This window comes from Tautonia rosea, from assembly GCF_012958305.1.
GTDB classification, from domain to species: Bacteria; Planctomycetota; Planctomycetia; order Isosphaerales; family Isosphaeraceae; genus Tautonia; species Tautonia rosea.
Map to the genome: position 1 here is coordinate 34,208 of NZ_JABBYO010000010.1, position 25,763 is coordinate 59,970.

Here is a 25,763-nt window from a genome sequence, read left to right on the forward strand (position 1 = left end):
GGGGGTCCTCATGTGCGTTCGAGCGCCGATGAGGGATCATCCGCCCGGTGCGGCGGCCCTTCGTTTCGCGCTGCTCGTGGTGTTCGCTCCGGCCCACGAGTTTACTCATAGACGCGAGCCGCCGACAGGGCACTGGCGAACAGTTGCCACGAGGGCCGATCCGGGTCGAACGCCCCCTCGCCGTTGGGCGCGGCCTTGCCGCAATCGGTCAGCCAGGCGGCCAGGGCTTCGAGGAAGTCACCGAGGGCCGAGTTTTCCCAATCGGCCTCGTTGGCGTCGAGGTCATCGAGCAGGCTTCGAATGTGCTCGACCAGGTCCGCTCGTGACTGGGCCGATTCCGGGAGATTCATACGAACTCCTCCTCCTCCCCGCACCCGGCCGTGACGGGACGGGACATCACGCAACGATACGAGAACAATCGGACCGACGACCACACTGATCGGCTTGCCGATGATTCATCGTACCGTCAAGAGGCAATCGGGCCGAGGGGGATGGCCGTCGCGCAACCTAGATCGGGGAACGAAGCCTCCTCCAACCAGGATCGCTCCTGGAGGAAAAAGGCTCCGCTCCCCCGAGGGAAGCACAGCGTCCAGGCGAGCCAACGAAATCAGGCTCGCCGAACTTAGACCTTCGCTGCCGCGACCAGTCGGCGGCGTCGGGCGAAGCCGAAGGCCCCCAGCCCGAAGGCGGTCCAGAGGATCACGGCCGAGGGCTCGGGAATCGGCGTGCCGCCAACGCCCAGATCAGGGCCGCCGGGTTCGGTCGGCTCGGGCTCAGGCTCGGGAGAGGGGAGATCGAGGACCGAGAGGCTCAGGCCATCGACGGCCGATTTCAAGAGCCAGCCCACCGCGTCCTGCGCCAGGTTCAGCTCGAAGTCGAACATGCCTCCCGGCTCAAGCTGGCCGATCCGGTTGCCGTCGGCGTCGACCAGAGGGCGGAACGGCACGGCGGCCGAGGGGTCGGTCTCCGGCTCGTAGCCGAAAAGCAGGAACATGCGCTCCATGTCCTCGTCGCTCGGGTCGCTCGTGAGGAGGACATAAGACGTCGAGACATCGATGCCGGTCGAACTGGACAGCGCCGTCATGGGGCTGCCCTCGATGACTGCGCCGGTCTCGTCGGTTCCGATGACCGGCGGGATGATCGTGTCGCGAGGCACCAGCTCGAAGTACATCTCCGAGACTGGTGAGGCCGTGGTGTTCGTCAGTCGGAAGGTCATGGGCTGAGTCGGCGACGCCGTCGCGGGCCGACCGGTGGCGGCGATCACCACGCCGAGCATGGCCAGCAATCCGAGCAGGCGGTGAGACATGGGCGCGAGCCCTCCTTGGGTACGCGATGGTGTAGGGACCGATCCGAACAAAAGGCCGTATCCCCCCGCCGTCCGGTTCTGACGCGATCCGAAGTCTTCGCGCTCGCCGTGCGAGTGGAGCGAAGGGTGGTCCGCGGGACTCCCCGGTCGGGAAGACCAGAAGGAGGCGCTTGGTTCAAAAGGATGTGAATTCAAAATGAAGGGCGTCGCTGGACCGGGGATCGAGCCGTACGCGAATCGGTGGGATCGACCGGGTGCACGTCCGGGGCGGATCGGGCTCCGCTCTCGGGCGGGCGTACTATGAAAGGGATTGCCAGGACGGTCAAGAGCAATTGTCGATCCGATCGTTTTGACCGGCTTCGACCGGGTTGAGCCTCCCCAGGCGTCCTGCCGATCGAATAAGCTGGCGGCAGGGGCGTCGAATCCGGCGAAGGACCACCTGCACTATGCCCGATCCGCACAGCGGCGTCGTCGAGGCGCCCGACGAAGCCCTGGTCGAGCTGGCCCGCGCCGGCGATGCCGACGCCCGCGAGGAACTGTTCCGTCGCGGGCGAGAGATCGCCTTTCGCGTTGCCTTTCGCCTGCTCGGGAACGCCGAGGACGCCATGGACGCCGTTCAGGACGGCTTCATCAAGGCGTTTCGCAACCTTGACGCCTTCGACGGCCGCAGCGCCTTTCGTACCTGGCTCTTACGGATCGTGACCAACGCCGCCCACGACCTCGGTCGTCGCAAACGCAGACGCCCTGCCCTCCGCCTGGCCGATCTCGACACCGACTCCGGCGGTTCGGGCCCGCCCGGCTCCTCGGTCGCCGAGCCGAGCATCGAAGACGATCCCAGCCAGGGGCTCCACCGCGACGACCTCCGCCGCGCTCTCGACGAGGCCCTGGCCCGGCTCAGCCCGACGATCCGGGAAACCTTTGTCCTTTTTGCCGAGGCTGAACTCAGCTACAAGGAGATCGCCGATGCCCAGGGCGTTCCCATCGGCACCGTCATGAGCCGCCTCTACTACGCCCGGCAGAAGCTCCAGGCCATCCTGGAAGGGATCGAGGCAAGCCCTTAGAGCGTTATTCGTTTGTCTGTGAACGGACAGGGACATGGGAACTGGCTCCGAGTCGCCGAGGTGCCTGTCCCCCATGTCCGGCACCCAGCCCGGCCCGTCAAGGAAGCGGGGACTGGCGTCGAGTCTTCGAGGTGCCTGTCCCCCATGTCCCGGCGAGCCGCTCCGCTGAATCGAAAACCGCTCTAACCTTCGAATAAGTCGCGATGATCCGGCGTCGAGCAGGTAGGCCGATCGTCTCGGAAGACCCTTTCCAGGCATGCGGCCGAGCGTTATTCTCGAATCCGAACCGAATGCCCTGGAAGGGCTTCTGTCATGGCCGCGGCGGTTTGGCCGCCCGATTGAACCGGAGGTTCGCAAACCCACGATGCGTTGCCGAGACGTTTCCCGAGCCATCGCCGCTCTGCCGAGCGCGATGACCGAGTCGGAGATTCAGGCCCATCTGGCCGCGTGCCCGCAATGCGCGCGGATGGCCGAAGGGGTCCGACGCCTCGATCGGCTCTGGGACGCGACCCGGCCCGAGCTGCCCTCGGCGGCGTCCTGGGAATCGGCCTGGGCTCGGATCGACCGTGAACTGTCGGCGGCCCCGGAGCCGGTGGCCTCGACGTCCTCGACCCTCCCAAGAACCGTCCGCCTGCCCATCGGCCGTCTGGCGATCGGCCTGGCCCTGGCCGCCGCGGCGGTTCTGCTGGCCTTGAATCTGCCCAGCCCCGCTCCGCAGATTGCCGAGAACGGCCAGCGCAACGGCCCGGTCTTCGGCACGGTCGACGTGCCGGTCGGCCACACGGTGCTCTACCATGTCGATTCCGACGAGCACCAGGTCGTCCAGGTCAGCGAGCCGATGGGCTCGGGAGAGGATGATCTGACCTTCTTCCGCCAGTCTGAGCTGGGTCTTGATGCGGTCGACTATTTCGCCCTCTTCGGCTGGTTCGAGGCCTTGCCCGCCCTGACGGCGTCGGCCCCTTCTGGTCCTGGAGAGACGGCCAGCCCCTTTGACTCCCGGCCCTGAATCCCATGAACCACGCCTTCGACTCTCGAGGTTCGTTCTGGTCGGCCCGCCACCTCGCTCGCCTGGTGCCGAGGCGAGCCGGATGGCATGTGCTCGCCCTGCTCCTGGCGGTCGCCGCCATCGGCCCCGCCTTGCTCGCCGATCGCAGCCTTGGCCAGCCCGGAGACCAGCCTCGCCCCGAGCGCGACGTCACCCTCTTCGGCCTCCGGGCCGATCCCGGTAAAGACCGGATCGACCCCCTGCTCTCTCCCTACGCCGCCCCCTTGCGCAAGCTCGTGCCCAACCACGGCTTGACCCTGCTCGACGCCGCCAGCCAGCGGCTCTCGTCCAATCAATCCGTCTCGTGCGACCTGGGCGATGGCCAGACCCTCAAGGCTGTCCTGCTCGACCCAATCGGCGATGACGGCAAGGTGCACCTCCGCGTCCAGTTGCTCGACGACTCCCGGACCCGTCCCGTCTTCGTCACCGACGTCCGTACCCCTCCCGATCAACTGGTCTTCCTCGACAAATCGCTGGAAGGCTCTGATGCCCTGCTCTTGATCGGCGTCGGCGCCCGCTAATCCGCCCTGAAGTGAAAGGGTTGGCTCCGGTTCCGTTCGCGGAACCTGTCCCACCCTCAGCCGCCGCATGGCGAACCCATTCACAGGCTGGTGGCTGTCCAACCGGGACGGTGTTGCCGCAAAAGGCGCGGAGGGAGAGACCGCACCGAAACCACGAGTCGCCCCGCGACCTCGTGAGACGCCCCACCGGGGCCGATCATGGGGTGGGGGGAAAGCGGTTCGACCAGAAACGGCCACCGATCAGAACGCCGGGTGCCCCCGGGAACGAATGTTGCAAACGTCCGGCCGCGAACTGCCGAACGCTTGAGCCGATCGTGCTCACCTCGTAATAATAGGAAGGTGTGCCCGGAGGCCCGACTTGGGGGTGATCGGGCGGCGATCGAAGGACGGACTGCGGCTCCCTATCCGGCGGAGGTGCCTTGATGAGTGACTGGAACGACCCGGAACTGGCCGCGATGCGAGATCGCTTGATCGCGGCCCTCCGTGGATACGGAAAGGTCGCGGTCGCCTTCTCGGGCGGGATCGACAGCACGGTCGTTGCCCAGGCTGCGCAGTTGGCCATCGGAGACGACGCGATCGCCGTGACCGCCGTCTCTGACAGCCTGGCCGAAGGGGAGCGCGAGGAAGCCGAGATGCTCGCCCGGCAGATCGGCATCCGTCATCGGGTGATCCACACCTCGGAATTCGAAGACCCGAACTACCTCCGCAACAATCCCGACCGCTGCTACTTCTGCAAGAGCGAGCTCTACGGCCGCCTCGCCCTGATTCGGGCCGAGCTGGGGGTCGATGCCGTGGCCTCGGGGGCGAACCTCGACGATGCTGGCGACCACCGACCCGGCATGAAGGCCGCGGCCGAGAACGGCGTCGTCCACCCGTTGCTCGAGTGCGAGCTGTCCAAGAACGACGTCCGCAAGCTGGCCAAAGCCTGGGGCCTGCCGACCTGGGACAAACCGGCCACCCCGTGCCTGTCGAGCCGGATCGCCTACGGCGAAGAAGTGACCCCCGAGCGCACCCGGATGATCGACCAGGCCGAGCGATGGCTCCGCGCCCGGGGGCTCCGGATCGTCCGGGTCCGCTACCACAAGGGGGACATGGCCCGCGTCGAGGTTCCGCTCGACGAGCTGCCGATGATCGCCTCGGCCGAAGTTCGCACCGAGATGGTTCGGGCCTTCAAGGACCTCGGCTTCAAGTTCGTGACGCTCGACCTCGAAGGGTTCCGGTCGGGGAGCAATAACCTGGTCATCCCCTCCGAGAATCTCATGAAAGGGCTGGTGATCCCGGCCCCGGCCCCGGCTGGCGGCCGCTGATCGGGCCGGCCCGTTGTCGTGGCTCACGAACCTCTTACCAGACGACCGGGGGGGAATGGGCTCCTTCCATCCCGGTCATGTGGTCTGATCGATTCTCGCTCCCACTTCGATCGTTTGCCGTCCGTTCGGATTCGAACCTCCATGCGATTCGGACGGCCCCCTCGAAAGGATCGCGCTGTCATGGCCAAGGCGACCTGCCGATGCGGTCAACTCCTGACCGTGCGCGATGATCGAGAGGGCCGGGTCGTCTGCCCGAAGTGCGGGGCAAAGGTCCGAATCCGGCTGAATCCAGGGCCGGATCTGACCCCGGCCGATGGCTTCCTTCGCTTCAGTTGCGCCTGCGGCCGACGCCTGAAGGTGCCTGCCGCCTCGCCGCCGTCGCACGGCAAGTGCCCCGATTGCGGGCGGATCGTTCCGGTGCCGGGCGTCGGCAGCGGCCCGGAACAGCGCACCGACGAGCTTTTACCCGAGGAGGCCCGCTTCCTCGACCAGTGGGCCGCCGAGCACCGCGATCGCGGCAGCCGGAAACCGGAGAATGTCCCCTCCGGGCCGAACGCTCCGCCGTCGAACCATCCCCAGTCGCCCGTTGAGAAGGTGGAGGCCGGTCTGCGGATCTGCCCGAAGTGCAGTCGCCCGGTCCACCTCGGGGCCGACGTCTGCCGCCACTGTGGAACCTCCGTCCCCCGCCGCTGAGGCCAGACTGGCCGGCAGCAGCGGGCATTGAGGCTGGAATCCCCGAGCCGAGCGGCTTAGCCTTCGGGGTCGTTGCCGGCCTTCGGCGCGGCGGCGAACTCGTCGGCGGTCATGGTCGTCAGCGTCCGGTTGAGGAGGAGGACCGAGCCCCCTTGCTCTGGTGCTTCCTTGACGTAGGCGAGAATCGCCTCGTCGTCGGTCGTGCCGATCTCCTCACCGGTGTCCGGCAGGGTGGCTCCCCATCGGACGACGAACTCACCGGTCCGGATCCGCTCGAAGCCCATCGGCGCAGCCATTTCGAGCGACGGAACGGCCTGGATGTCCGCGAAGCTTCCGGGCGCGGTCCCCTTCTCGATCTGATACATCCGCAGCAATTCTCCCACATCCAGCAGGTTCGTATCGCGGAACTGTTCCTCGGTGGCGGGCGTATTCCCCCCGCCGCAGCCAGGCAAGGCCAGACTCACCGCAGCGCAAAGCAGTCCGAACGCCACGATCCGAGTCGTGGCAAGGCGAAGACGCATCGACGAAAACTCCGTTGAGAACGAATACAAAAAACAATCAAGCAGGAATGTGTCGAATTCACAGAAGCGACTGGGGTCCGTGGCGCGGACCCCAGCCCTTCCGTGATCAAGGCTTCCGAAGTCTCCGAGAGGAGACGACGATCACAATCAGAGCTGGTCGGCGCTGATGACCTCCGCCCCTTGGCGGCTGCCGACGGCTCGCCAGACGTCGGGGTTGACGGTCTCCTTGATGAACTTGACGCTTCCGTCGCAGTTGGCCGCGTTAACGCCGCCGGGGTGGTAGCTGCGGGCTGCGGCGTGGTTCTGAACGTAGTTGCTCGACCCGCAGTCGGAGAACCGGCTGTTGGGGGTCAAGGTGTGGCTGTAGAAGCCGTTCTGAGGCAAGGAGCGGTAGTACTGCTGGCCTCGGTAGTAGATGCGGGTGCTGTAATTCGGCATCAGGTAGAAGCAACCGCCCTGGTCGGCCAGCGGGGTGACCAGATTGTCGATCACGACGTTCTGAATGTAGACGTTCAGCGGGTCGGTTGTCGGCACGCCCGAGGAGGCCAGCGTCGAGGCGGCGGCATACGAGCGCCGGGTCTCGGAGAACATGGCGGTGTTGCTCGTGCCGTCTCGGATGGCCGCGAGCTTCACGGCACCCAGGGCCCTGCGGTACTCCGGGTTCACGGTCGTCTGGCCGGGCAGGAAGCGGGGGGCCGACCGATTGATCTGGAAGTTGAACACGCCCAGCCGGTTATTGTTCGGCTCCTGGAAGGTGAAGCCGCTGCCGTACTCCGACGACGCCGTGTTGCCGGTGCTGGCCACGTAGTTGGCGTAGGCGAGGGTGCCGTCCATCTTCGTGTTGTGGATGTCCGACGGGCAGATGTAGGCTGACACCAGGGATGTCTGCGCCGTGAAGTTCGCGGCTGTCGGCCCGAACAGGTTCAGGTTGATTTCCAGGTTAAACGCCGCATAGGCGGCCGATCCTTCCATGAACGGCAAGAGCTGGGCCAGCGGGGTGGCCCGCCCGCCGCAGGTGCTGGTGGTCGGCGCTTCGGCGGTGCCGCACGGGCCATTTCCCGGAGGCAAGGTCCCGTAGGTGCTCTCGAAGTTCAGCGCCGCCAGGGCAATCTGCTTCAGATTGTTCGTGCACTGGGCCCGCCGCGCGGCCTCTCGGGCCGACTGCACGGCCGGCAGCAACAGGGCGATTAAGACGCCGATAATGGCGATGACGACGAGTAATTCGATCAAGGTAAACGCACGACGGACGCTGGACGCCCGACGCGAGAAAGAAGCGCGAATCATAGTGAGCGAAGATCCTTAGGACGGTCTTTCGTTCAGATCTCGGAGGGGGGGCAAGTTCTCAGGAGGGAGGGCGTACCTTGGTGGAGCGCGGACCAAAACGGCTCAACCATCCTCGGTGGAACCGCTGGCCGACGGTCATAAAGGACAGCGTGAGGACACTGCCCCCGGCAACTCGGATCGTGACAGACAACCGTGACGAGTGAAGATGCAGGAGGGAAAGCTCCATGCGGGGCCGATGCACATCAACCCCACATGAAGTTGGCGTATTGTAGAAGTGGTTTGACCCGAATTTCTAGAGCAACCGCACGCATTTTCGCCGGTCATGCTGCCTGCGGGAATCACGAACGCGCCTGGCCACCGACGCCTGGAGGCTCGGCTCGGTGGGCCTTCAGGACGCAAAGCGTTCGAGGTCTTCTCCTTTGGGAATCACGGTGATGCCCCCCTCGGTCACGGTGAAGCCCCGAGCGCGGTCCAGCTCCGGATCCTCTCCGATCGAGAAACCGGCCGGCACCCGCACATGCTTGTCGAGGATCGCCCGGCGGACCCGCGCGTGTCGGCAGACCTCCACCCCCTCGAACAGGATCGCATCTTCGACCAGCGCGAAGCTGTTGAGGCGCACATTCGGCGACAGCAGGCTGCGGTGCGCCCGGCCTCCCGAGAGAATCGAGCCGTTGCAGACGATCGAATCGTAGGCCGCCCCGACCCGGTGGTCGACCGCGTGCACGAACTTCGGCGGGGGCAACGACGGCTGAAACGTGTGGATCGGCCAGGAGGGGTCGTACAGGTTCAGGCTGGGGTCGACCTGGATCAGGTCCATGTTCGCCTGGTAGTAGGCGTCGAGCGTCCCCACGTCTTTCCAGTAGGCTGCGGCCTTGCGGTTCTCGTCTCGAAACGAGTAGGCGATGACCGAGTGCGAGTCGAGAATCCGAGGGATGATGTTGTGCCCGAAGTCGTGCCGGCTCTCCGAGTGCTTGGCGTCCTCGAACAGGAGCTCGAACATCGTCCGGGTCTTGAACACATAAATCCCCATCGAGGCCAGGGCGATCTCCGGCTCACCGGGCATCGACTCGGGGTCATCGGGTTTCTCGGCGAAGCCGATGACCCGGTTCTGCTCATCCACGTGCATTACGCCGAAGTCCCGCGCTTCGAGGCGGGGGACTGGCAGGCAGGCGATCGTCAGGTCGGCGTCGCGGCGGCGATGCTCGGCGATCATGGACGCATAGTTCATCTTGTAAATATGATCGCCGGCCAGGATCAAGGTGTCCTGAGTGTGCTCCCGTTCGATCCGGAAAATGTTCTGGTAGATGGCGTCGGCCGTCCCGGCGTACCAGCTCTCGGCAATTCGCTGCTCCGGAGGCAAGACCTCCACGAACTCTCCCAGGTTCGGTGCCAGGAACTTCCACGACTTGTCGATATGCCGGTTCAGGCTGAACGCCTTGTACTGCGGCAGGACGAGGATCTTCCGAATCCCCGAGTTGATGCAGTTCGACATCGTGAAGTCGATGATCCGATACACCCCGCCGAACGGAACGGCAGGCTTGGCCCGGTCTCGGGTCAAGGGATCGAGTCGCGTGCCCTTGCCGCCGGCGAGCACGATGGCGATGACATCCTTCATGATTGCACAACCGAGCCGATTGCCGGGGAGACCGGGGCTTGACGCCGCAGCCCTGCGAGCGTCATCCAACCATTCTCATTCTGCGCGAGGAACCTTCCGGAACCAAGCACCTCGCCCCATCAAGCCCGAACGATTGCAACGCCCTCTTGCCCCCGGAAACCTTCGCAACACGACGTTCAAAGAATCTCGCAACCGGCATAGGCAGACAAACCGATTCCGAATAGAGTACTGCGTCTTTCAGGACAATCGGACCAATCCGCGATCTCGACACGACCCTTGCGACGGGAGCGCGACGGATCATGACCGCGCCACCGCCGATTCCGCCCGATCGAGCCCGATGGCTCGGCGTTATTGTGCTCGCCGTGCTGGCGCTCGCCGCCCGCCGGACCGAAAGCCCCGAAGCCTTTGCGAACTCGACCTTTCCCCGCGTCGACGACGCCCGCGAAGGGCTTCATCAGGGAACGATCGAAGTCGACGGCCATTTGTGGCCCTTTGCCCTTCACGTCCCGACCGACTACGAAGACGATCCCCAACGCCAGTGGCCCCTGGTGCTGGCCCTTCATGGCGCCTCCGGGTCGGGAGCCTCGTTCCTCGACGAGGCCGGATGGGACGAGCTGGCCGATCGGGAAGGGGTGATCATCGCCGCCCCCTCGGCCCTTCCCATGCGACCGAACGTGAGCCCCGGACGCGCCTTCAACCCAAGGCTCTGGAACACCGGACAGCATCCCCCCGATCGCCCTCGGAGCCAGATCGACGACCTGGCCTTCTTCGACGCCCTGCTCGTTGAGGTCACGCGCCGATGGCGGATCGACCCCGATCGCATCTATGCCGCCGGGCATTCCAACGGCGGGGCCATGGCGCTTCGGCTCGCGGCCGAGCGGTCCGAGGTCTTCGCCGCCGTCGCCTCGGTGGCCGGCCTCCGCTACGTCGAACCTCCCGAAGACGCCCGAGGGGTCTCCATGCTCACCATCTTCGGCGGCGCCGACCCCATCTTGCCGACCGAAGGAGGGCTGTCCATCCTCCCCTGGGAAGTGCGACGCACCCCCGAGATCCTTCCCGAGCTGAAACGCTACGCCGCGCAAATCGGGTGCCCCGACGTGCCGACGGTCATCGAACACGATGGCCCGTTACACTCCTTCTTCTACCCTCCCAGCCCCGAGGGCCAAACGCTCGGGTTCATCGTGCTCGACCGCCACGGCCACGCCTGGCCGGGAGGGCACGCTCAACTGGCTGAGCCCCTGCTCATCGGCCCCCGGAACGACCTGATCGACGCCACGGCCGTCATCTGGAAATTCTTCGCCCACCGCAGACGTCGATCGAGCGAAGACTGAGCACAGCCCCGTCCCCCCCTTTTGAAGCCTTCGCCAGGCAGCGCCAGAGGTTGGCACGGGTTCTGTCCCTGGAACCCGTGGAGCCGGACGTTGAGGCGTGGGGTTCGTGAAGGCATTTTTCGCCAACGCCCCACGGGTTCCGCGGACGGAACGAGTGCCACGCGTTCAGCTTCCGGGACGCATACCGACCTCTTCAACGGACTGCTCTGGCAACCCGAACCCCCGTTGCCCATCATCGCAATTGGGTTCGCGATCATTGCGAGAAGATTTTCCGGGCTGGTTCCCGGAACCCCTGACCGTGTGATACCTTCGGTAATACCCGAGAAACCGGCCCGGCCGATCGATCAACCGACCAACTGATCGACCTCACCAGGGCCGGACCGAGCCTGGCCTGCGTTGAGCGCTCATCCCTGGAGTGACTGCCCGATGATCCCCGCCCTGTCTCGATCCCTCCTGCCCCTGGCCTTGCTTTCGCTTGGTCTCTCGGCCGCAATGGCCGCCGCGGCCCTCGGGCCGGTCCCACAGAACGACGACGACCCGCTGAAGGCAATCCAGACGGAAGCCATCGCCTCGAAGGGCGAGCCCCGCGATCGCCCTTACCACTTCGGGTCCCAAGGCCCGGGCAAGGAATTTTCGAACCACACGAGTCACACGAACCGCCTTGTCCCGGTCTTCACCCTCGGCAAGACGGTCGACCTCAACAGCATCACCGGCGAGAACAGCTCGTACCGCAACGCCGAGCGCCTGCAAGAACTCTACGGCCAGCTTCCCGAGCACACCCTCGACCCCTCGGCCGAGTACGGCGACCAGGCCGATCTCTACCGCCTGCAAAAAGAGGCCGTTGAGCGCGGGGCCAAACAGCTCTTCGTCGTCCTCTTCGACGGGCTCGACTGGGAAACCCTGACTGCCTCGGCCATCGTCAAGTCGGGCGATCCGAACGCCGGGTCCGCCCTGCTCGCCGGAGAACTCGGTCCGGCCTACCAGGCCGACGGTTCGCTCGCCGTCGGTTCCGTCGTCACCAGCCCGACCCACAGCGGAGCCAACCTCGACGTCGACCGCCAGACCATCTCCTTCCCCGATGACGTCCTTCGAGGTGGCTACGACCCCCGATTCGCCGGCCGGGGGCCATTGCAGGCCCCCCAGCTCGACGCTCCCGGATACCTCCGCGGCCAGTCGGCCACCCCGAGCGAGCTGGCCCAGATCCACGACCACGGCGGCGTCCCTCACGCCTACACCGACAGCTCCTGCAGCGCCGCCGAGATCGCCGCCGGGGTCAAGAGCTACAACAACAGCGTCAACGTCGCCCCCGACGGCTCCTTCATGACCCCCCTCTTCCACGACCTCCAGCGCGACGGCTGGAAGGTCGGCACCGTGACCAACGTGCCGATCAGCCACGCCTCTCCCGCCGCCTTCTACGCCCGCAACGTCGACCGGGACGACTACCAGGACCTGACCCGCGACATGCTCGGCCTGCCCAACATCGCCACCGAGCGCGGCGCGCCCGAGGTCCCCGGCCTCAACGTGGTCATCGGCACCGGATTCGGCCAGACGGGCAACCTTCAGGCTCTTCAGCGCCGCCAGGGATCAAACGCCGTGGCCGGCAACGTCTACCTCACCGATGACGACCTGGCCGCCATCGACGCCGAGCGCGGCGGCCCTTACGTCGTCGCCCAGCGCACCGAAGGCGCCAACGGCAACGACGTGCTCAGCGCCGCCGCCGACCGCGCCGCGTCCGAGGGGCTCCGCCTCTTCGGTTTCTTCGGCACCGAGTACGGCCACCTGCCCTATCAGACCTCCAACGGCGGCTACGACCCCTCTCCCGGCATCTCCGGCGAGGCCGAGCAATACAGCCCGGCTGACATCGCCGAGAACCCGACCCTCACCGAGATGACCCAGGCCGCCCTCACCGTCCTTGGCCAGAACCCCGACCAGCCCTTCGCCCTCTTCGTCGAGGCCGGAGATGTCGACTGGGCCTTGCACGACAACAACCTCGACAACGCCGTCGGCGCAGTCTTCTCGGGCGAGGAGGCCATCCGGGCCATCATCGACTGGGTCGAGCAGCACAGCTCCTGGGACGACGCCGCGATGATCATCACCGCCGACCACGGCCACTACCTCGTCATCAACGACCCCGAAGCCCTGGCCGGCTCGGCCCGCTGAACCAGCCCGTTGCAAGGTGTTGGCATGCTTCGGTCAAGGGGTGCGGCGTGGGGTCGGTGGGAACCTCCTTCCCGAGCCCGCCCCTTGCTGAGCAGGATGGCACCGGGTAGGGTGGCACGGGTTCCGTCCTCGGAACCCGTGGGGCGTTGACCCCGCTCACGGGTTCCGCGGACGAAACCCGCAGCACACATTCCCCTTCCGGACCGCATGCCGATCGCTTCAACGGGCTGGTTCGCTGAGCCAAGACCAATCGCAATGCCCACCGGCCTCGATCGCGGCAACCCGTTCGAACCTCCCTCGGCCCCCTTGCGCGGCGGGGGAAGGCCTGAACCCCCTGCGACGCGCCCGTCTCCGGGCCTCGTCCTGATGATCGCCGCGTCAAGTGTCCCGGTCGTGGTGATGCTCTCGCACTTGGGCCTCTGGCTGCTGGCCGGGTGGGAACTGGGGCACCCCCCTCGGCCGTCGCTCGACGACCCGAAAGACATCACCATCTTGAGGTTTGTGTACCTCCCAGTCGTTCTGCTCGGGGGACTCATCCCACCGGCCATCATCGTCTGCGCCGTTGTCTGGGTTTTGTTGCTCTGGAACGCGCTGCGAAGGAGGAGCATCGGTCGATGGTTCCCGGTCGTGCTCCTGCCGCTCGTCTGGATCGGATTCGTCGCCTGGGTCCGGTACGACCCGGGCCAGATCCTCGTCTGGATTGCCGACTGATCATCCCGCGTTGCGGGAGAGCCTCACGCGATCGTTCGGGAAGGGCTCCGGAGCGTTGCGGAGCCCCCATCGCTGCGATACCGTAAGGGCCTGTGTCAATCGACGCGTCTTCATTTCGTTGAACCGATCATCGACCGGAGGCCCCTCATGTCGACCCCGACCGACTCTCCTGAATCAACTCCCACTCCCACCACCCCTCCCGTCGCTCCCGTACCGGAGGCATCGGCCAGCCCGACAAAAACCAAGGCCAAGGTTTCGCCGGCACGCAACGCCATCTCGATGGTGTTGCTCATCGTCCTCCTGATCGTCGGCGGGCTGGAGCTGAACGCCCTGTTCCAGTTCAACAGCGCGGTCGATCGCCTCGACAAGGCGCTCGAATCGAACGAGGACGACCTGTTGCCCCTGACCCAGGTCGAGGAAATTCTCGGCAAGAAACCCGACGGCCCCTTGCAGGACGACCAGCCTGGCATGCAGTCGACGACTTACACCTGGCGAGGAGCAATCCGCTCGCATGTCCTCGTCGGATTCTACTCCTACGGCGATGCCCCCGGCATGGTCAAGTACGAGATCGGCTCGGCCGTGGCGACCGATCCCGGCGGCGATTGATCCCCGTTTTGCTCCTTGGTCAGACGGCTGAGTTCCTCGTCTCCGCTCCCCGGTCTTCGTGGGAAGGTCCGCACTCCCCGTTCGAGGAAGCTCTGAACGCGTTCCGGAAGGGAAACGGGTGGCATGGGTTCCGTCCTCGGAACCCGTGCGTCGTTGGCGGGAAAGACCCTCCCGAGCCGGCCCTGCTCACCGGGCAGGGTGGCACGGGTTCCGTCCTCGGAACCCGTGGGTTGGAGGTGGGCCCCCCCTCTCTTGAGCCCGCTGATCCAGGACCCCGCTTACGGGTTCCGAAGATGACGGAACCCGTGAATGATGATCGCTTGGCCGTTGCAGGGCGAGGGCGACCGCTTCAACGGACCTTTCGGGTGCGACCCCGGCCGCCCATCAGAACAGATCACTGCGTCAGCTCGACTTCGGGCGGCAGTGGCGGAGCGATCGAGCGAGGAGCGGCGGGGGGAACCTCGTCGGGAGTGACCGAGGCATGCGACTCGCGGTACGGCGCGGCCGGCCTGGGCCGGGGGCGGGACCGTCGCTGTTCGAACTGCTCAGGGTTCTCGGGCTTGAGCAGGCGAGGGGGATCGGTCGTCAGCAACTGGTCGAGCGCGACGTATTCCTTGACCAGCGTGTCGATCCTCGGGTCGCGCCAGGCGCCGAGCGTCACAAGCGAGGCGGCGACCAGCAGACCGGCGGCCAGCCCTCCGGCCAGGGGAAGCGCCCAGGCCCGATGCGGTTCGAACCCCCAGGCCGTGCGGGCTCGGGGGCGTCGGGCCTGGCGTAGCCGCCGTGACAGGTCGGGCCAGAGCGACGGAGCATCCGGGGCGATCGGGTCGTCGATCGCCCCGGCCGACAGCACCCGCTGGCTGGCGCGCAGCGCTTCCAGACGATGCCGACACTCGGGGCATCGGACAAGGTGGCGGTCAACCACCCAGCGGTCCAGGCCGAGGCTGTCGCCTCCGGCCAGGAGCGGGAGGCGGGCCCGGACCCATGCACAGGTTTTAATCGGCATGAGGGGCCTCGGGGGAAAGAGCGTTCATCGGGTCGGTCCCTCCTTGGTCCTGCTGCGCCATCCGGCGTTCCCAGAGCCGGCGGAACTGATCGCGGGCCTTGGCCAGTCGCCATCGGACGGTGGCCTCGCGTCGGCCAACGATCGCGGCAACCTCGGCCGACGAAAATCCTTCCAGGTCTCGCAAGACAAGAATCGTCCGGTCCTTGACCGGAAGCTGTTCTAACACGAATCGAACTTCCTGCGCCAGCTCTTCTCGGGGTCGGGGGTCGGGGTCGAACACGTCGAGGCTCGACGCGTTCCGCGGGTCGTCCTCCTCGCGGCGGCGGTCGACCGGCAGTGAGGTCATCGGCGGGCCTGATCGCCTGCGAAGCTGATCGACGCCCAGATTCACGGCCACTCGGAACAGCCACGGACCAAATCGCCGACTCGTATCGAAGCGATCGAGCCGATGATAGACACGCCAGAGCGTTTCTTGCGCGAGGTCTCGGGCCAGTTCGTGGTCGTGAACCAATCGGGTCAAGACGCGAAGCAGCTTACGTTCGTAGCGTCGGACCAAGGTGGCAAACGCCTCCTCATCCCCGTCCCGGGCCCGTTCCACCAGCCGGGCGTCGCCCGCCTCCTCGGCCAGGCCGGGACGGGACGCCACCAGGCCGGACTCGGCGTCCGAAGGGTCGGATGCCGGGGCCTCGGAGCGAATTCCGAAGGATTGCGGAGCCATTTCCATCGTCGGATCAGGTTCAGGTCGCATAAACTAAGTATACGGAGGGAGGGCCCGCCCATGTTGGAGGATTCGACACCTTCCTTTTCCGATTCGACCTCGAAACCCCGTCTCGAGCCCCCGGCCACCGCTCGGGAGTTGGGCATCGGTCTCTGTCCGCCCGACGATCGGGCCGAAGCCCTGGCGGTCCTCTATCACCGGCTCTCGGCCTCGACTCGGGCCAACATGATCGTCGAGTTGCTCCGTCAGGAAGCCCGCGGCCAGCTCGACCTCTCCGGGCTCTGGATCGCCTCGCGCAAGCGTCGGATCGTCGGAGCCATGCTCACCCAAACTCTTGCCGGGCGCGCCATTGCCATCTGGCCCCCAGTCATCGCCCGATCCTGGGGAGCCGCCTCCCTCGCCTCGTCAATGGTCCGCGAGGCCCTGCGCGTTTCCGAGGCCCAGGGGATCCGACTGGCCCAGGCCCTCGTCGAGGACAATGCGCCGAAACAGACCGCCCTCGACCTCGCGCGCGGCGGCCTCGCCTACGTCACCGACCTGCTCTACCTCGGACGACCAACCCACGACGTCCTTCCCATTCCTCCCGGTGTGCCGCCCTTGGAATGGCGAGGATATACTCCCGATCGGCATGACAGGTTCGCCCGCATGCTCGAACGGTCGTACCAGGGCAGCCTCGATATGCCCGAGCTGGCCGGCCTGCGCAGCTTGGACGATGTCCTGCAAGGGCATCTGGCCCGGGGATCGTTCGATCCCGATCGCTGGCGGCTGGGGTGGCTTGAGGGCCAGACAGAGCCGGTCGCGGTCTTGCTCCTGCTCGCCGGATCGGAGTCAACCTGGGAGGTGTCCTACCTCGGCCTTGCTCCCGAGGCCCGCGGTCGAGGGCTCGGGCGTCGCGTGCTGGCCCATGCCCTGGAACTGACCCGGCCCCATGCGCATCGCCTGGAGCTGGCCGTCGATGTGCGCAACCTTCCGGCCGATCGGCTTTACCAGCGGTGCGGATTCCACGCCTTTGTGCGCCGGAGGGTCCACCTGGCAGTCCTGGGCAGACGCGGACCCGAGGGAGCGGGATCGCCCCCCCTTCAAGACGGATCCGTCATCGGCTGAGGATCGTCTCGACGCAGAATGGTACCTTCCTTGACGTAAACAACCGTCTCGGCAAGGTTTGTGGCGTGGTCCGCGATGCGCTCCAGGTTGCGGGCGATGTTGATCAAATGCAACCAGATGGTTACCTGGCCCGGATCCTGGCGGATCGATTTCTTCAGATCCTTGAGGATCATCTGACGACGGTGATCGATCTCCCGATCCCCCTTGATCACCTGGCGAGCCATCCCCGTATCGCCCCGCGTCAGGGCGTCGAGCGCATCGCGGACTTGCCCCAGCGCTTCGACCCCGAGAAACTCCATTTGAGGAGGCAGCGGCACCGGCTCGTCGCGACGGGCCAGCTTGCGGGCTCGCTTGGCAATGTGAGCCGCCAGGTCCCCCATCCGCTCCAGTTCGTAGCTGATCTTCAGGGCTGAGGTTACGAGCCGAAGGTCTGAGGCGACCGGTTGGTGCAGCGCCAGAATCCGCAGGCAATCCTGCTCGATCCGGACCTGCCAGTGATCAATCGTCGGCTCGTCGGCCTTGACCTCGTTCGCCAGCTCCACCTTCCCGGCGCAGAGGGCCTGCACGCTCGACCGCAACGAGGTTTCCACCACCGCGGCAAGCTTCAAGACCTCGCCCCAGAGCACTTCCAGATCGCGCACCAGGTGACGATTCAAGTACGAACGCGGTCGATCAACTCCGGTTCCCGTTCCGGTTTCCGGTTCCATCATCATGGGTGCGACTCATCTGCGCTGGCGTTCGGACCTTGCTTGGAAGACCGGCTTCACCGCGTGAGGTGTGAGACGTGATGGGATGCACCTCCCGTGCCGATCATTACTCTACGGAAGCCCCAGAAATTCATCAATGCAGATCGGTCTGGTTTGGCGAAATCCCTCGGTGTGCTCACACGGCCTTCATCAAGACATCACGAGAGGACGCGAGAAAAGAGCATTCCGGCCTGGGACATCTGAGAAAACGATAGGTGGCATTGTACACGAACGTCTCGATTTCTTCAAACGATTCAAGGTCTTCCGGCAAAAGAGCTCGCCTCGGTCCCTTGTGCCTCAGCAGGAAACCGGGGGAATGCCCAGCGATCGATTCAAAGCGACCCAGGTCCCCCGCCCGATCGCTCGATCGCCGCGCACGACAGAGCCCGGAGACGCGCGAAGGTCATCGCCGAATCTCCGGGCCCTGTCAATCGTGACGTCGCAATTGCCCCTCAGGTCGCCCTGAGCGATCAATACCGCTTGCCTTGCAGCGGCGGGCCGACACCATGCAACGGGACGTAAATCAGATCGGGCGGCACCAGATCGCCAGGCCGATAGTATCCGAGGTCATACTCGGCCTCGCTCGGCGTGTCCATAAGTGCCTTGTAAGGCCAGGTGACAATCTGAGCGGCCATCAGCCCGGCTGAGAAAAACGGCTGGGCGAGCTGGTTCCGCTGCTGGCTCTGCTTCGGGTCGTCGAGCGGGTAGGACAGGAAGCGGCCGACCGGACCAAGCTTCTGCTCGACACTCTGCCCGTAACGCTCCAGCACCGGGTCCTGGAAGTAGAGCGGCAGGTGACAGGTGGCCGCGGCCGACCAGTACTTTCGACTCGGCGCGAATCGTCGAGGAGGCATCTCCACGAAGTCCTCGGCCACCGGAATCGACTGAATCGGCCGAATTTCCGAAGGGCTCGGCGGTCGAGGGAGCTCGATGGCGAGGCTCGACAGTTCGTCTTCCTCATACATCGGCATCAAGGGATCGTCCGGCAGCGGAGCCGGGTCGAACCCTTGACGCTCGGCCTCCTCCTGACGACGGACGATTCTCATGACCTCCTCCCGTTGCTCGGGAGAGAGCAGATCACGCGGCGGCGGGCTGTTCCGGCGACCCAGGCCGTTCAGCTCCATCGCTCCCCTCGACTCGCGGCCCGATTCCCGAGCCGACAGGGTGGTCGGCCTCGGCGAGGGCGTCCGGGACGGACTGGGAGCCGCCATTGCGGGCCCTTCCTGCGCGGGAATCGCACTCGGAACGTCACGCGAGGGAGCCGCCCCACGCTGGCCCAGCTCCATCAGCTCCTCAGCCGAGGGAGGCAGGGCAGGCAATTCGTCGGGAGGGCTCGGCGGGGTCGAGGCCATCGGAAGGGGATCAGGGGGAGCCGCTCCCAGAATCGCCGTCGGCGACTCGATCGTCGGAATCCCCGGCTCCTCGGGCAGTTGCGGCAACCCGAACGGCGCCGCGGCCGCTGCCGCCGGAGGCTCGCTCGGCAGCATGGGCAAATCGCCTGGCATGGCTGCGGCTGTCGGCACGGTGTTCGACACCGCGGGAGCGGGGGCGGCCGAGGCGATCGGCGGCAGTTCGAGCCCTTCCGGACCCGGCAACGACTGGGCGGCCGAGGGCAGCACCCGAGGGTCGATGCTGATCGGTTCGGGGGGGATCGGCGGAGCCAGGTCCGGGGACACCGAAACCTGGGGGGCCGGAGCATTCGGCGCCGGGCTCGGCCGCTCGCCTCCGGTCAAGAGCACGCCGTCGGTCGAGCCGATCGCGCCGGGTTCGGGTCGAGGAGGCTCGGCCAGCGCGATCGCCCCCGGCATGGCTCCCGATCGGCCTCGGCTCGGACTCCGTCGAGCCGTCACCTCGCGCGACGCCTCGGGCGATCGCATCCCCTCGCGGGCATCTTCGATCCCCTGGCGCAGTTCCCGTTGCTCGGCGTCGGGGAGTTCCCCGATCCTCGCCTCCGCCTCCCGGAACAAGGTCAGGGCGCGGAGATACTCGCCGTAGCGAAGATAATCTTGCCCGTTGCGGAGCAGGTGCCGGGGCGACCGGGCCGAGGCCATCGGGTCACTCGATCCAATGGCCGGCGGGGCCTCGGGAGCCGAGGGGCTGACACTCGACCGGACCACCGGCCGATCGCCATCCTGCGCGAAACCGGAGGAGACGCCGGCCGCCACGGCGGCCGTCAGCAGGGCTGTGGTCATGGTTACGACCGGAGAGAGACGACGCACACCGAGCCTCCTTGCTTGCCCTGAGCGGGGGCTTCCCCGCGCCGTGGCCGGGTCGAGTCCGAAGCCATGAGCCCGATCGCTCACGGCTCCACGCGATCCCGATGCTTCCGTAATTCAGACGGTCAACCGACCAAAGTTCCCGAATCCTTCGAGCAACCTGGGCCGATCGTGCCCCATCCTTCCCAATCCATCGGGCCTGGTCGGGGCGAGAGATGTGTTGGTCCTTGGCCTTTCGTTCGGGACGCCGCCCCGACGCTCAGACCGAATTGCGGCTCGACTCCCCCTCAAACGCCGGGCTGGTGTAGTTGGGGGCTTCCTGAGTAATGACCACATCGTGCGGATGACCTTCCGAGACCGAGGCCCCCGTCACCTGGATAAACCGGGTCTTGGTCCGCAGCTCCTCGATCGTCCGGGTCCCGCAGTAGCCCATCCCGGCCCGAAGGCCCCCGATGAGCTGATACACGTAATCGGCCAGCGGCCCCTTGTACGGTACGCGGCCCTCGACTCCCTCCGGCACGTACTTCTGCGAGGCCGACGGCTTCCCGTCCGGCCCCTTCTGAACATCCTGCCGATAGCGGTCGGCCGACCCCTTCGACATCGCACCGATCGACCCCATCCCCCGGTATCGCTTAAAGCTCCGACCCCGGTAGATGATCGTCTCTCCCGGGCTTTCCGCCAGCCCCGCGAACAGGCCGCCAATCATCACGCAATGCGCCCCGGCGGCCAGCGCCTTGGCAATGTCTCCCGAGTAGCGAATGCCCCCATCGGCGATGATCGGCACCCTTCCGTCGGCCGCCTTGGCGCAGTGGTACACGGCCGTAATTTGAGGCACGCCCACGCCGCTGACGACCCGCGTCGTGCAGATCGACCCCGGCCCAATCCCCACCTTCACCGCGTCGGCCCCGGCGTCGATCAAGGCCCGGGTCCCCTCGGCGGTCGCCACGTTCCCGGCCACCACCTCAATCTTGAAGTCGCGCTTCACCTGCCGAACCGTCTCGATCACGTTCTTGCTGTGCCCGTGCGCCGAGTCGACCACGATCAGGTCCACGTCCGCCTCGATCAACGACGCCACCCGCTCGAAGTCGTACACGCCCACCGCCGCGCCCACCCGCAACCGCCCGCGAGAATCCTTGCAGGCCAGCGGGTACTTGTGCAGCTTGTCGATGTCCTTGATCGTAATGAGCCCTTTGAGCGTCGCGTTCTCGTCGACCAGCAACAGCTTCTCGACCTTGTTCTTGGTCAAGATCCGGTCGGCTTCGTCCAGGCTCGTATTCTCGGGGGCCGTCACGAGGTTGGTCTTGGTCATGACCTCCTCGACCGGCAGGTCGTCTCGCTCCAGGAACCGCAGGTCGCGCCGGGTGAGAATCCCCCGCAGCTTCCTCCCCTCGACGACGATCGGCACGCCCGAGATGTTGTGATCGCTCATCAACTCCCGCGCCTGGGCCACGGTGGCCGTCGGCGGCAGGGTGACGGGATCGACAATAATGCCGTTCTCCGACCGCTTCACCTTGTCGACCTCGATCGTCTGATCCTCGATCGACAGGTTCTTGTGAATGATCCCGAGCCCCCCCTCCTGCGCCAGCGCAATGGCCAACTCGGCCTCCGTCACCGTGTCCATCGGGGCCGAGAGGATCGGGATGTTCAGGTCGATCGAGGCGGTCAGCCGGGTCCTCGTCTCGACCTCCCTCGGGAGCAGTTCCGACAGCGCCGGCTCCAGCAGCACGTCGTCAAAGGTCATCCCTTGGTAGGCGATGCGGTCTTGCATAATCGGGAAATGCCTCCGAACCGACTCCCCGAGCGTGCCGAGCGAGCGGTCAATCCTTCGGTGCCTTTCCCATCATATTAGAACGGTCTGGCCTCCGTCCGGCAACGCCAACCGTCCAGAGCCCTCGCCGGGAATTGCCATCCCACACAATCCCCTGTCCTTCTCATCGGCCCGTCCCCGATCCGCCTTCACCTTTTTGCTCGATTCTGTCGATCGGCGCGGTTGTGCCGCCGTTCCCTCGGGTGGTCCTGGTGCAGTCACCAGTGCCACCTGGCTGCAAATTCGGTTCTTGACACCTTATTTCCTGCGTTCGGTCGTTGTTTAAATCAGATGGTTCGGGAAATCCCGGGGTCGTTCGCAGGCGACTTGCTCCATGACCTGTTGCAACTGACGTTTCAGCATGTAGATGCAGTGACCGCCGCCGCGTTCGCCGAGGGCGGCCACGCCGTACATGAAGGTTCGACCGAGAAACGTGAAATGGGCACCCGCAGCCAAAGCGGTGGCCACATCCGCGCCGGTCCGGATCCCCGAGTCCATCATGATCGCCATCTTCTCCCCGAAGGTTTTCACCAGTTCCGGAAGCGCTTCCACCGTGGCCTGGCCGGCGTCTAGCTGACGTCCTCCGTGGTTGGACACGATGATCCCGTCGGCACCGAGGGCCAGGGCCTTCTCGGCATCTTCAAGAGTCACCACCCCTTTGACCACCAGGCGGCCCTTCCACTTGTCCCGGAGCGATTTGACGCGGTCCTCGGAGAGACGCCCGCTGAAGGTTTTGTTCATGAACTGACCGAGGTGTTTCATGCCGCGCCCCGGGGGAATGTAGGGTTTGAGGGTCTGAAATTCGGGGGCGCCGGCACGGAGCTGGGAAAAGGCCCAATGGGGATGGGCGATCATTTGCAGCACGTTGCGAAGGGTCATGCGAGGCGGGATCGAGAGCCCGTTGCGGATCTCCTTGGGACGGTACCCGAAGGTGGGGGTGTCGGCCAGAATCAGCAGGGTTTGGCAACCGGCGGCTTCGGCGCGGTCGAGAATTTTGTCCCGGATCTCCTGCTCGGCCGGGTGATAGAGCTGAAACCAGAAGCGCCCCTCGGTCAATTCCGCCACCGTCTCGATGCTGGCCGTGGCGACGGTGCTCAGGCAAAAGAGGATGTTGTTCTCATGCGCTGCCCTGGCGAGGATTTCCGTCGCTCGGGGCCACATCAGTCCTTGCAGGCCGATGGGGGCAATCCCGAACGGCGCGGCGTAGGTCTGCCCGAACAGCTCCGTCCTCAGGTCGCTGCCCGGATAGTCTCGCAGATAATAAGGACGCAACAGCAGCTCTCTGAGTTTGGCGGTATTGCGTTCAAGGTTGATCTCGGAGTGACATCCGCCTTCCAGATAATCCAAGGCAAACCCCGGAATCCGCCGCCGGGCCCTGCGGCGGAGAAACTCGACAGAGGGGACCTCGGATGAGAAATCGTTATCAGCGGACATGGAGGAGGACTCCTGCAGAGGGTCCATTCGGACATTGCGTCGGGTGGCACTGGTGACTTCACCAGTGTACACCAATTGCCGGCGTTTCCAGACTCGGCGTCCTCCTGAAGGGACGGCCATCACGCGCCGCCTCGGGAGGTCAATCGCGGCGATCGTGGTTCCGTCGTCGGGCGATGCGGAGGATGATCCTCCTGTTCAGGGAGCCCGAACACGGGTGCGGACCCCTGTGCCACCCAGCCGTCCATCACTGATCCGACTTGTGCCTCCCGACCTGCCAGTTCGTCGTGAAACGCTCTGTGAACCCCTCATGTTGCGAGGCCTCGCCCTCGAGCTCCCCGTATCCGTGCAGGGAGTGAACGCCGTCACCCGACTGCACTTCCTCCGATACCCAGTTACCTGCGCTGAAGGAAACGCCCGTCCCAGCCCAGGTCACGTCTTCTTCGCGCGTCCAGATCGACCCGTCTTTTCTGACAGATCGTTCGCTGAGCTTGCCCTTCCAGTCAAAGAGCACAGACATGACGCCCACGCTCGCGGTCTGCGCCTTTCCCGTCTCGGGATCGATTTCGATGACGAGGTCGAAATCGGCATCCGGTTCCTTGCGCACGTTCACGCCCCGAAGCGTCATCTTGCTCGTGCTGCTCTCTCCCTCAAAGGCGTGACGGGAGAAGCGACTCTCGCGTGCCCGAAACGAAGAGATTGTCCATGACTTCAGCGAGTAGTACTCGGTGAGTTGCGCGGGGACGTCCGGTGAGTCAGCCCTGCTGTAAAGGGCGTCCTCGTATTCAAAGGTCGCGTCAATCGTCGCCTCGATTTCGACCTTCCGCCAGGAGGAGTTTTGTTCGTCTTCGCTGAAATGGGCAAGTGTATGCGTATTGGTGATTCTGGCTCGTGCGTCTCCCTGTTGGCAGTCGCCCACGCCGATCTCCACCTTGAGAACGGGAATCGAGACGCCCCCTCCGGAAACCGATGGGAGCTCCGACGAGGCGATGACCAGAGCGATGTCGTGGAAGTCCTCTTCGTTGAGGCAGAACGTGCGCTCTTCCCGGCCGGACCAGTCCTCCTCACGGCCCTCTCCGTCGGGATCGATGATCGCCTGCACGGTCAATTTGTCATTGGCCGCGAAATCAGTAAGGTCGAAACGAATACTGGGCGTAATGTCCGGATGCTCGACTTTGTTCTCATAGCGATAGAAGACGGCCGACAGTGGGGGGAGCCAGATCGGCTCGGTCGGCGGTTTGTCGGCATCGAGTTCTCGATGCCGTTCCTTGTGAAACGTGTAGATCTTGTACGATCCTTTGCTGTCGACATAAGATCCTTTGTGAGGTCCGATGTCAGAGTTGCGCAGGCAGTAATCCTTGAAGCACTCGTCAAAACCCATTTCGCCGCTCGACCCCCGCCGCGCTTCATTCTCAATGGCCGTCAGCGCATCGAGATGTCGGCAGGCCTGCCAGATATTGCCAATGATCTGGTTCCCGAATTTGTGGCTGAGATAGGTAGGAAATAAAAACACATCTCCTTCGGGCCAGGTCCGCTCCGCCGTCAGCATCCATTGCGATGCGTCGCGAAAGTCAAAGTGCTTCATGATGTACCGACGCTCACCCGGCTCCAGATCGTCCTTGATGAAGTCGGTCGCCCAGATAGCAGTCGATTCCTTCCACCATTTTTGCTCGTCGGGGTCGATGGCATTCTGAAAGGCGTGGAACAACTCGTGCGCCAACTTCTCAATCATCTCGTCGCCGACCAGGTGACTGCCAATCTCGATCCACGAAAACCCTTCGCCCGATGCCAGCTCTCGATAATGGCACGCGCCTCCTCCAACTCGGTGAACGTAGATGTCGAGTCGTGCATCACCCCCATTCTCCGGCACATCCTCGATGTCGCTCGGGGGACGAGTGTGCAGCAACTCCTCAAAACGCTTGAACATCGAGTGTTCATGAATGACGTCCATCACCCTCAGCGCATCGTCGGGGCGGTTCACCGACCACACTCGAATGGGGTAGACGTCGCTGTCGCACGAGACCCAGTCGAGTTCAGGATTCTCAACCGTGGGCCGCTCCATCTGGATCGCGTGCGAGATTCTCACCGGAATCAAAAACAGCGCGGCGAGAATCAGCGCCACCCGTCCTGAAGCAGCATGGAGAAGCGTCCGTTTCGTTGCACGGAAGATGGCGATTGGGTGATTCATCGTTGGCCCTCCTCGAAACAGGCCTCGGTGCGGATGCAGCGCACTCAAAGGAAAGGGCCGCAAATCGCGTGCCTCGCAGAGAACGCGACGGGGTGGCCGGGCAGCGCGACGGGTGGCCGGGGGAAAGTGAGGCAGAGCGAAACGTGCCCCGGTGCCGGAGCGAATCCCGGAGCACGCCATCGGCTTTGCACCGGCCACTCGTGGTGGCCATGCCAAATTCCCCATTTCGAGTGACTGCCGCGGCCTCCGTTTTCGATGATGTTGTCATGGAGGATCTGCCGATCTCGTTTCCCCCTTCCCTGAGCGGTCGGCTCGGGACGTCCTCTTTGGCAACCTGAGATCATACTCCCCTGCTCCCGCCATCGCGCACCAAGGGGCGCACCCGA

22 protein-coding genes are annotated in these 25,763 nt (G+C 65.2%); 10 read left to right on the forward strand and 12 right to left on the reverse strand.

Annotation, left to right across the window (positions count from 1 at the left end):
* Positions 1 to 101: 101 nt before the first annotated feature.
* Together HG800_RS17845 and HG800_RS17850 are read right to left on the reverse strand one after the other, a co-directional pair.
* Complete coding sequence (locus tag HG800_RS17845; protein WP_169978013.1) at positions 102 to 350, reverse strand: DUF7660 family protein; 249 nt, start codon at positions 348 to 350, stop codon at positions 102 to 104.
* A 272-nt stretch (positions 351 to 622) separates the two neighbouring features.
* Positions 623 to 1,306, reverse strand: a complete 684-nt coding sequence (locus tag HG800_RS17850) for a PEP-CTERM sorting domain-containing protein (protein WP_169978014.1) — start codon at positions 1,304 to 1,306, stop codon at positions 623 to 625.
* 446 nt (positions 1,307 to 1,752) lie between these two features.
* Between HG800_RS17850 and HG800_RS17855 the strand changes: the two genes are divergently transcribed.
* From HG800_RS17855 to HG800_RS17875, 5 genes are all read left to right on the forward strand, one after another.
* Entirely contained in the window at positions 1,753 to 2,367 is a 615-nt protein-coding gene (locus tag HG800_RS17855) for an RNA polymerase sigma factor (protein WP_169978015.1), read from the forward strand.
* 364 nt (positions 2,368 to 2,731) lie between these two features.
* The gene (locus tag HG800_RS17860) at positions 2,732 to 3,373 is read left to right on the forward strand and encodes a hypothetical protein (RefSeq protein ID WP_169978016.1); all 642 of its coding nucleotides are present in this window, start codon (positions 2,732 to 2,734) and stop codon (positions 3,371 to 3,373) included.
* A gap of 5 nt (positions 3,374 to 3,378) precedes the next feature.
* Positions 3,379 to 3,933 carry a hypothetical protein gene (locus HG800_RS17865; protein ID WP_169978017.1) on the forward strand — a complete coding sequence of 185 codons (555 nt, stop codon included), beginning with the start codon at positions 3,379 to 3,381 and terminating at the stop codon, positions 3,931 to 3,933.
* A 422-nt stretch (positions 3,934 to 4,355) separates the two neighbouring features.
* A complete protein-coding gene (larE, locus tag HG800_RS17870; protein ID WP_169978018.1) occupies positions 4,356 to 5,240 on the forward strand; it encodes an ATP-dependent sacrificial sulfur transferase LarE in 885 nt (294 codons plus the stop codon).
* 180 nt (positions 5,241 to 5,420) lie between these two features.
* On the forward strand, positions 5,421 to 5,933 hold the full coding sequence (locus HG800_RS17875; RefSeq protein WP_169978019.1) for a hypothetical protein: 513 nt from the start codon (positions 5,421 to 5,423) through the stop codon (positions 5,931 to 5,933).
* A gap of 56 nt (positions 5,934 to 5,989) precedes the next feature.
* Here the strand turns inward: HG800_RS17875 and HG800_RS17880 are convergent, their stop codons facing one another.
* The 3 genes from HG800_RS17880 to glgC form a co-directional block, all read right to left on the reverse strand.
* Complete coding sequence (locus HG800_RS17880; protein ID WP_169978020.1) at positions 5,990 to 6,454, reverse strand: hypothetical protein; 465 nt, start codon at positions 6,452 to 6,454, stop codon at positions 5,990 to 5,992.
* A 147-nt stretch (positions 6,455 to 6,601) separates the two neighbouring features.
* A complete protein-coding gene (locus tag HG800_RS17885) occupies positions 6,602 to 7,738 on the reverse strand; it encodes a DUF1559 domain-containing protein (protein ID WP_169978021.1) in 1,137 nt (378 codons plus the stop codon).
* Between the two features lie 388 nt (positions 7,739 to 8,126).
* A complete protein-coding gene (glgC, locus tag HG800_RS17890; protein WP_169978022.1) occupies positions 8,127 to 9,353 on the reverse strand; it encodes a glucose-1-phosphate adenylyltransferase in 1,227 nt (408 codons plus the stop codon).
* 299 nt (positions 9,354 to 9,652) lie between these two features.
* Here glgC and HG800_RS17895 point away from each other — a divergent pair, with 299 nt between their 5' ends.
* The 4 genes from HG800_RS17895 (at position 9,653) to HG800_RS17910 (ending at position 14,161) form a co-directional block, all read left to right on the forward strand.
* Positions 9,653 to 10,684, forward strand: coding sequence for an alpha/beta hydrolase family esterase (locus tag HG800_RS17895; protein WP_169978023.1), 1,032 nt, complete (start codon positions 9,653 to 9,655; stop codon positions 10,682 to 10,684).
* Between the two features lie 426 nt (positions 10,685 to 11,110).
* Entirely contained in the window at positions 11,111 to 12,844 is a 1,734-nt protein-coding gene (locus HG800_RS17900) for an alkaline phosphatase (RefSeq protein ID WP_169978024.1), read from the forward strand.
* A gap of 255 nt (positions 12,845 to 13,099) precedes the next feature.
* Positions 13,100 to 13,555: a hypothetical protein gene (locus tag HG800_RS17905; protein ID WP_169978025.1), complete on the forward strand. Its 456-nt coding sequence runs from the start codon at positions 13,100 to 13,102 to the stop codon at positions 13,553 to 13,555.
* Between the two features lie 147 nt (positions 13,556 to 13,702).
* A complete protein-coding gene (locus HG800_RS17910; protein ID WP_169978026.1) occupies positions 13,703 to 14,161 on the forward strand; it encodes a hypothetical protein in 459 nt (152 codons plus the stop codon).
* Positions 14,162 to 14,555: 394 nt separating this feature from the next.
* On the opposite strand, the gene HG800_RS17915 is transcribed toward HG800_RS17910, so the two are convergent.
* Together HG800_RS17915 and HG800_RS17920 are read right to left on the reverse strand one after the other, a co-directional pair.
* Positions 14,556 to 15,167 (reverse strand): zf-HC2 domain-containing protein, encoded by a 612-nt coding sequence (locus HG800_RS17915; protein ID WP_169978027.1) that lies wholly within the window; start codon positions 15,165 to 15,167, stop codon positions 14,556 to 14,558.
* The gene (locus HG800_RS17920) at positions 15,157 to 15,915 is read right to left on the reverse strand and encodes an RNA polymerase sigma factor (protein WP_235963774.1); all 759 of its coding nucleotides are present in this window, start codon (positions 15,913 to 15,915) and stop codon (positions 15,157 to 15,159) included. Before HG800_RS17920 ends, HG800_RS17915 begins: the two co-directional genes overlap by 11 nt.
* A 30-nt stretch (positions 15,916 to 15,945) precedes the next feature.
* Between HG800_RS17920 and HG800_RS17925 the strand changes: the two genes are divergently transcribed.
* Positions 15,946 to 16,989 (forward strand): GNAT family N-acetyltransferase, encoded by a 1,044-nt coding sequence (locus HG800_RS17925; RefSeq protein WP_169978028.1) that lies wholly within the window; start codon positions 15,946 to 15,948, stop codon positions 16,987 to 16,989.
* On the opposite strand, the gene phoU is transcribed toward HG800_RS17925, so the two are convergent.
* From phoU to HG800_RS17950, 5 genes are all read right to left on the reverse strand, one after another.
* Positions 16,965 to 17,702 carry a phosphate signaling complex protein PhoU gene (gene phoU / locus HG800_RS17930; RefSeq protein ID WP_169978029.1) on the reverse strand — a complete coding sequence of 246 codons (738 nt, stop codon included), beginning with the start codon at positions 17,700 to 17,702 and terminating at the stop codon, positions 16,965 to 16,967. The genes HG800_RS17925 and phoU overlap by 25 nt on opposite strands.
* A gap of 503 nt (positions 17,703 to 18,205) precedes the next feature.
* A complete protein-coding gene (locus HG800_RS17935; protein ID WP_169978030.1) occupies positions 18,206 to 19,954 on the reverse strand; it encodes a hypothetical protein in 1,749 nt (582 codons plus the stop codon).
* Between the two features lie 256 nt (positions 19,955 to 20,210).
* Positions 20,211 to 21,719: an IMP dehydrogenase gene (guaB, locus tag HG800_RS17940; protein ID WP_169978031.1), complete on the reverse strand. Its 1,509-nt coding sequence runs from the start codon at positions 21,717 to 21,719 to the stop codon at positions 20,211 to 20,213.
* Between the two features lie 321 nt (positions 21,720 to 22,040).
* A complete protein-coding gene (locus HG800_RS17945; protein ID WP_169978032.1) occupies positions 22,041 to 23,192 on the reverse strand; it encodes an alpha-hydroxy acid oxidase in 1,152 nt (383 codons plus the stop codon).
* Positions 23,193 to 23,436: 244 nt separating this feature from the next.
* Complete coding sequence (locus HG800_RS17950; RefSeq protein ID WP_169978033.1) at positions 23,437 to 25,377, reverse strand: hypothetical protein; 1,941 nt, start codon at positions 25,375 to 25,377, stop codon at positions 23,437 to 23,439.
* Positions 25,378 to 25,763 lie beyond the last annotated feature (386 nt).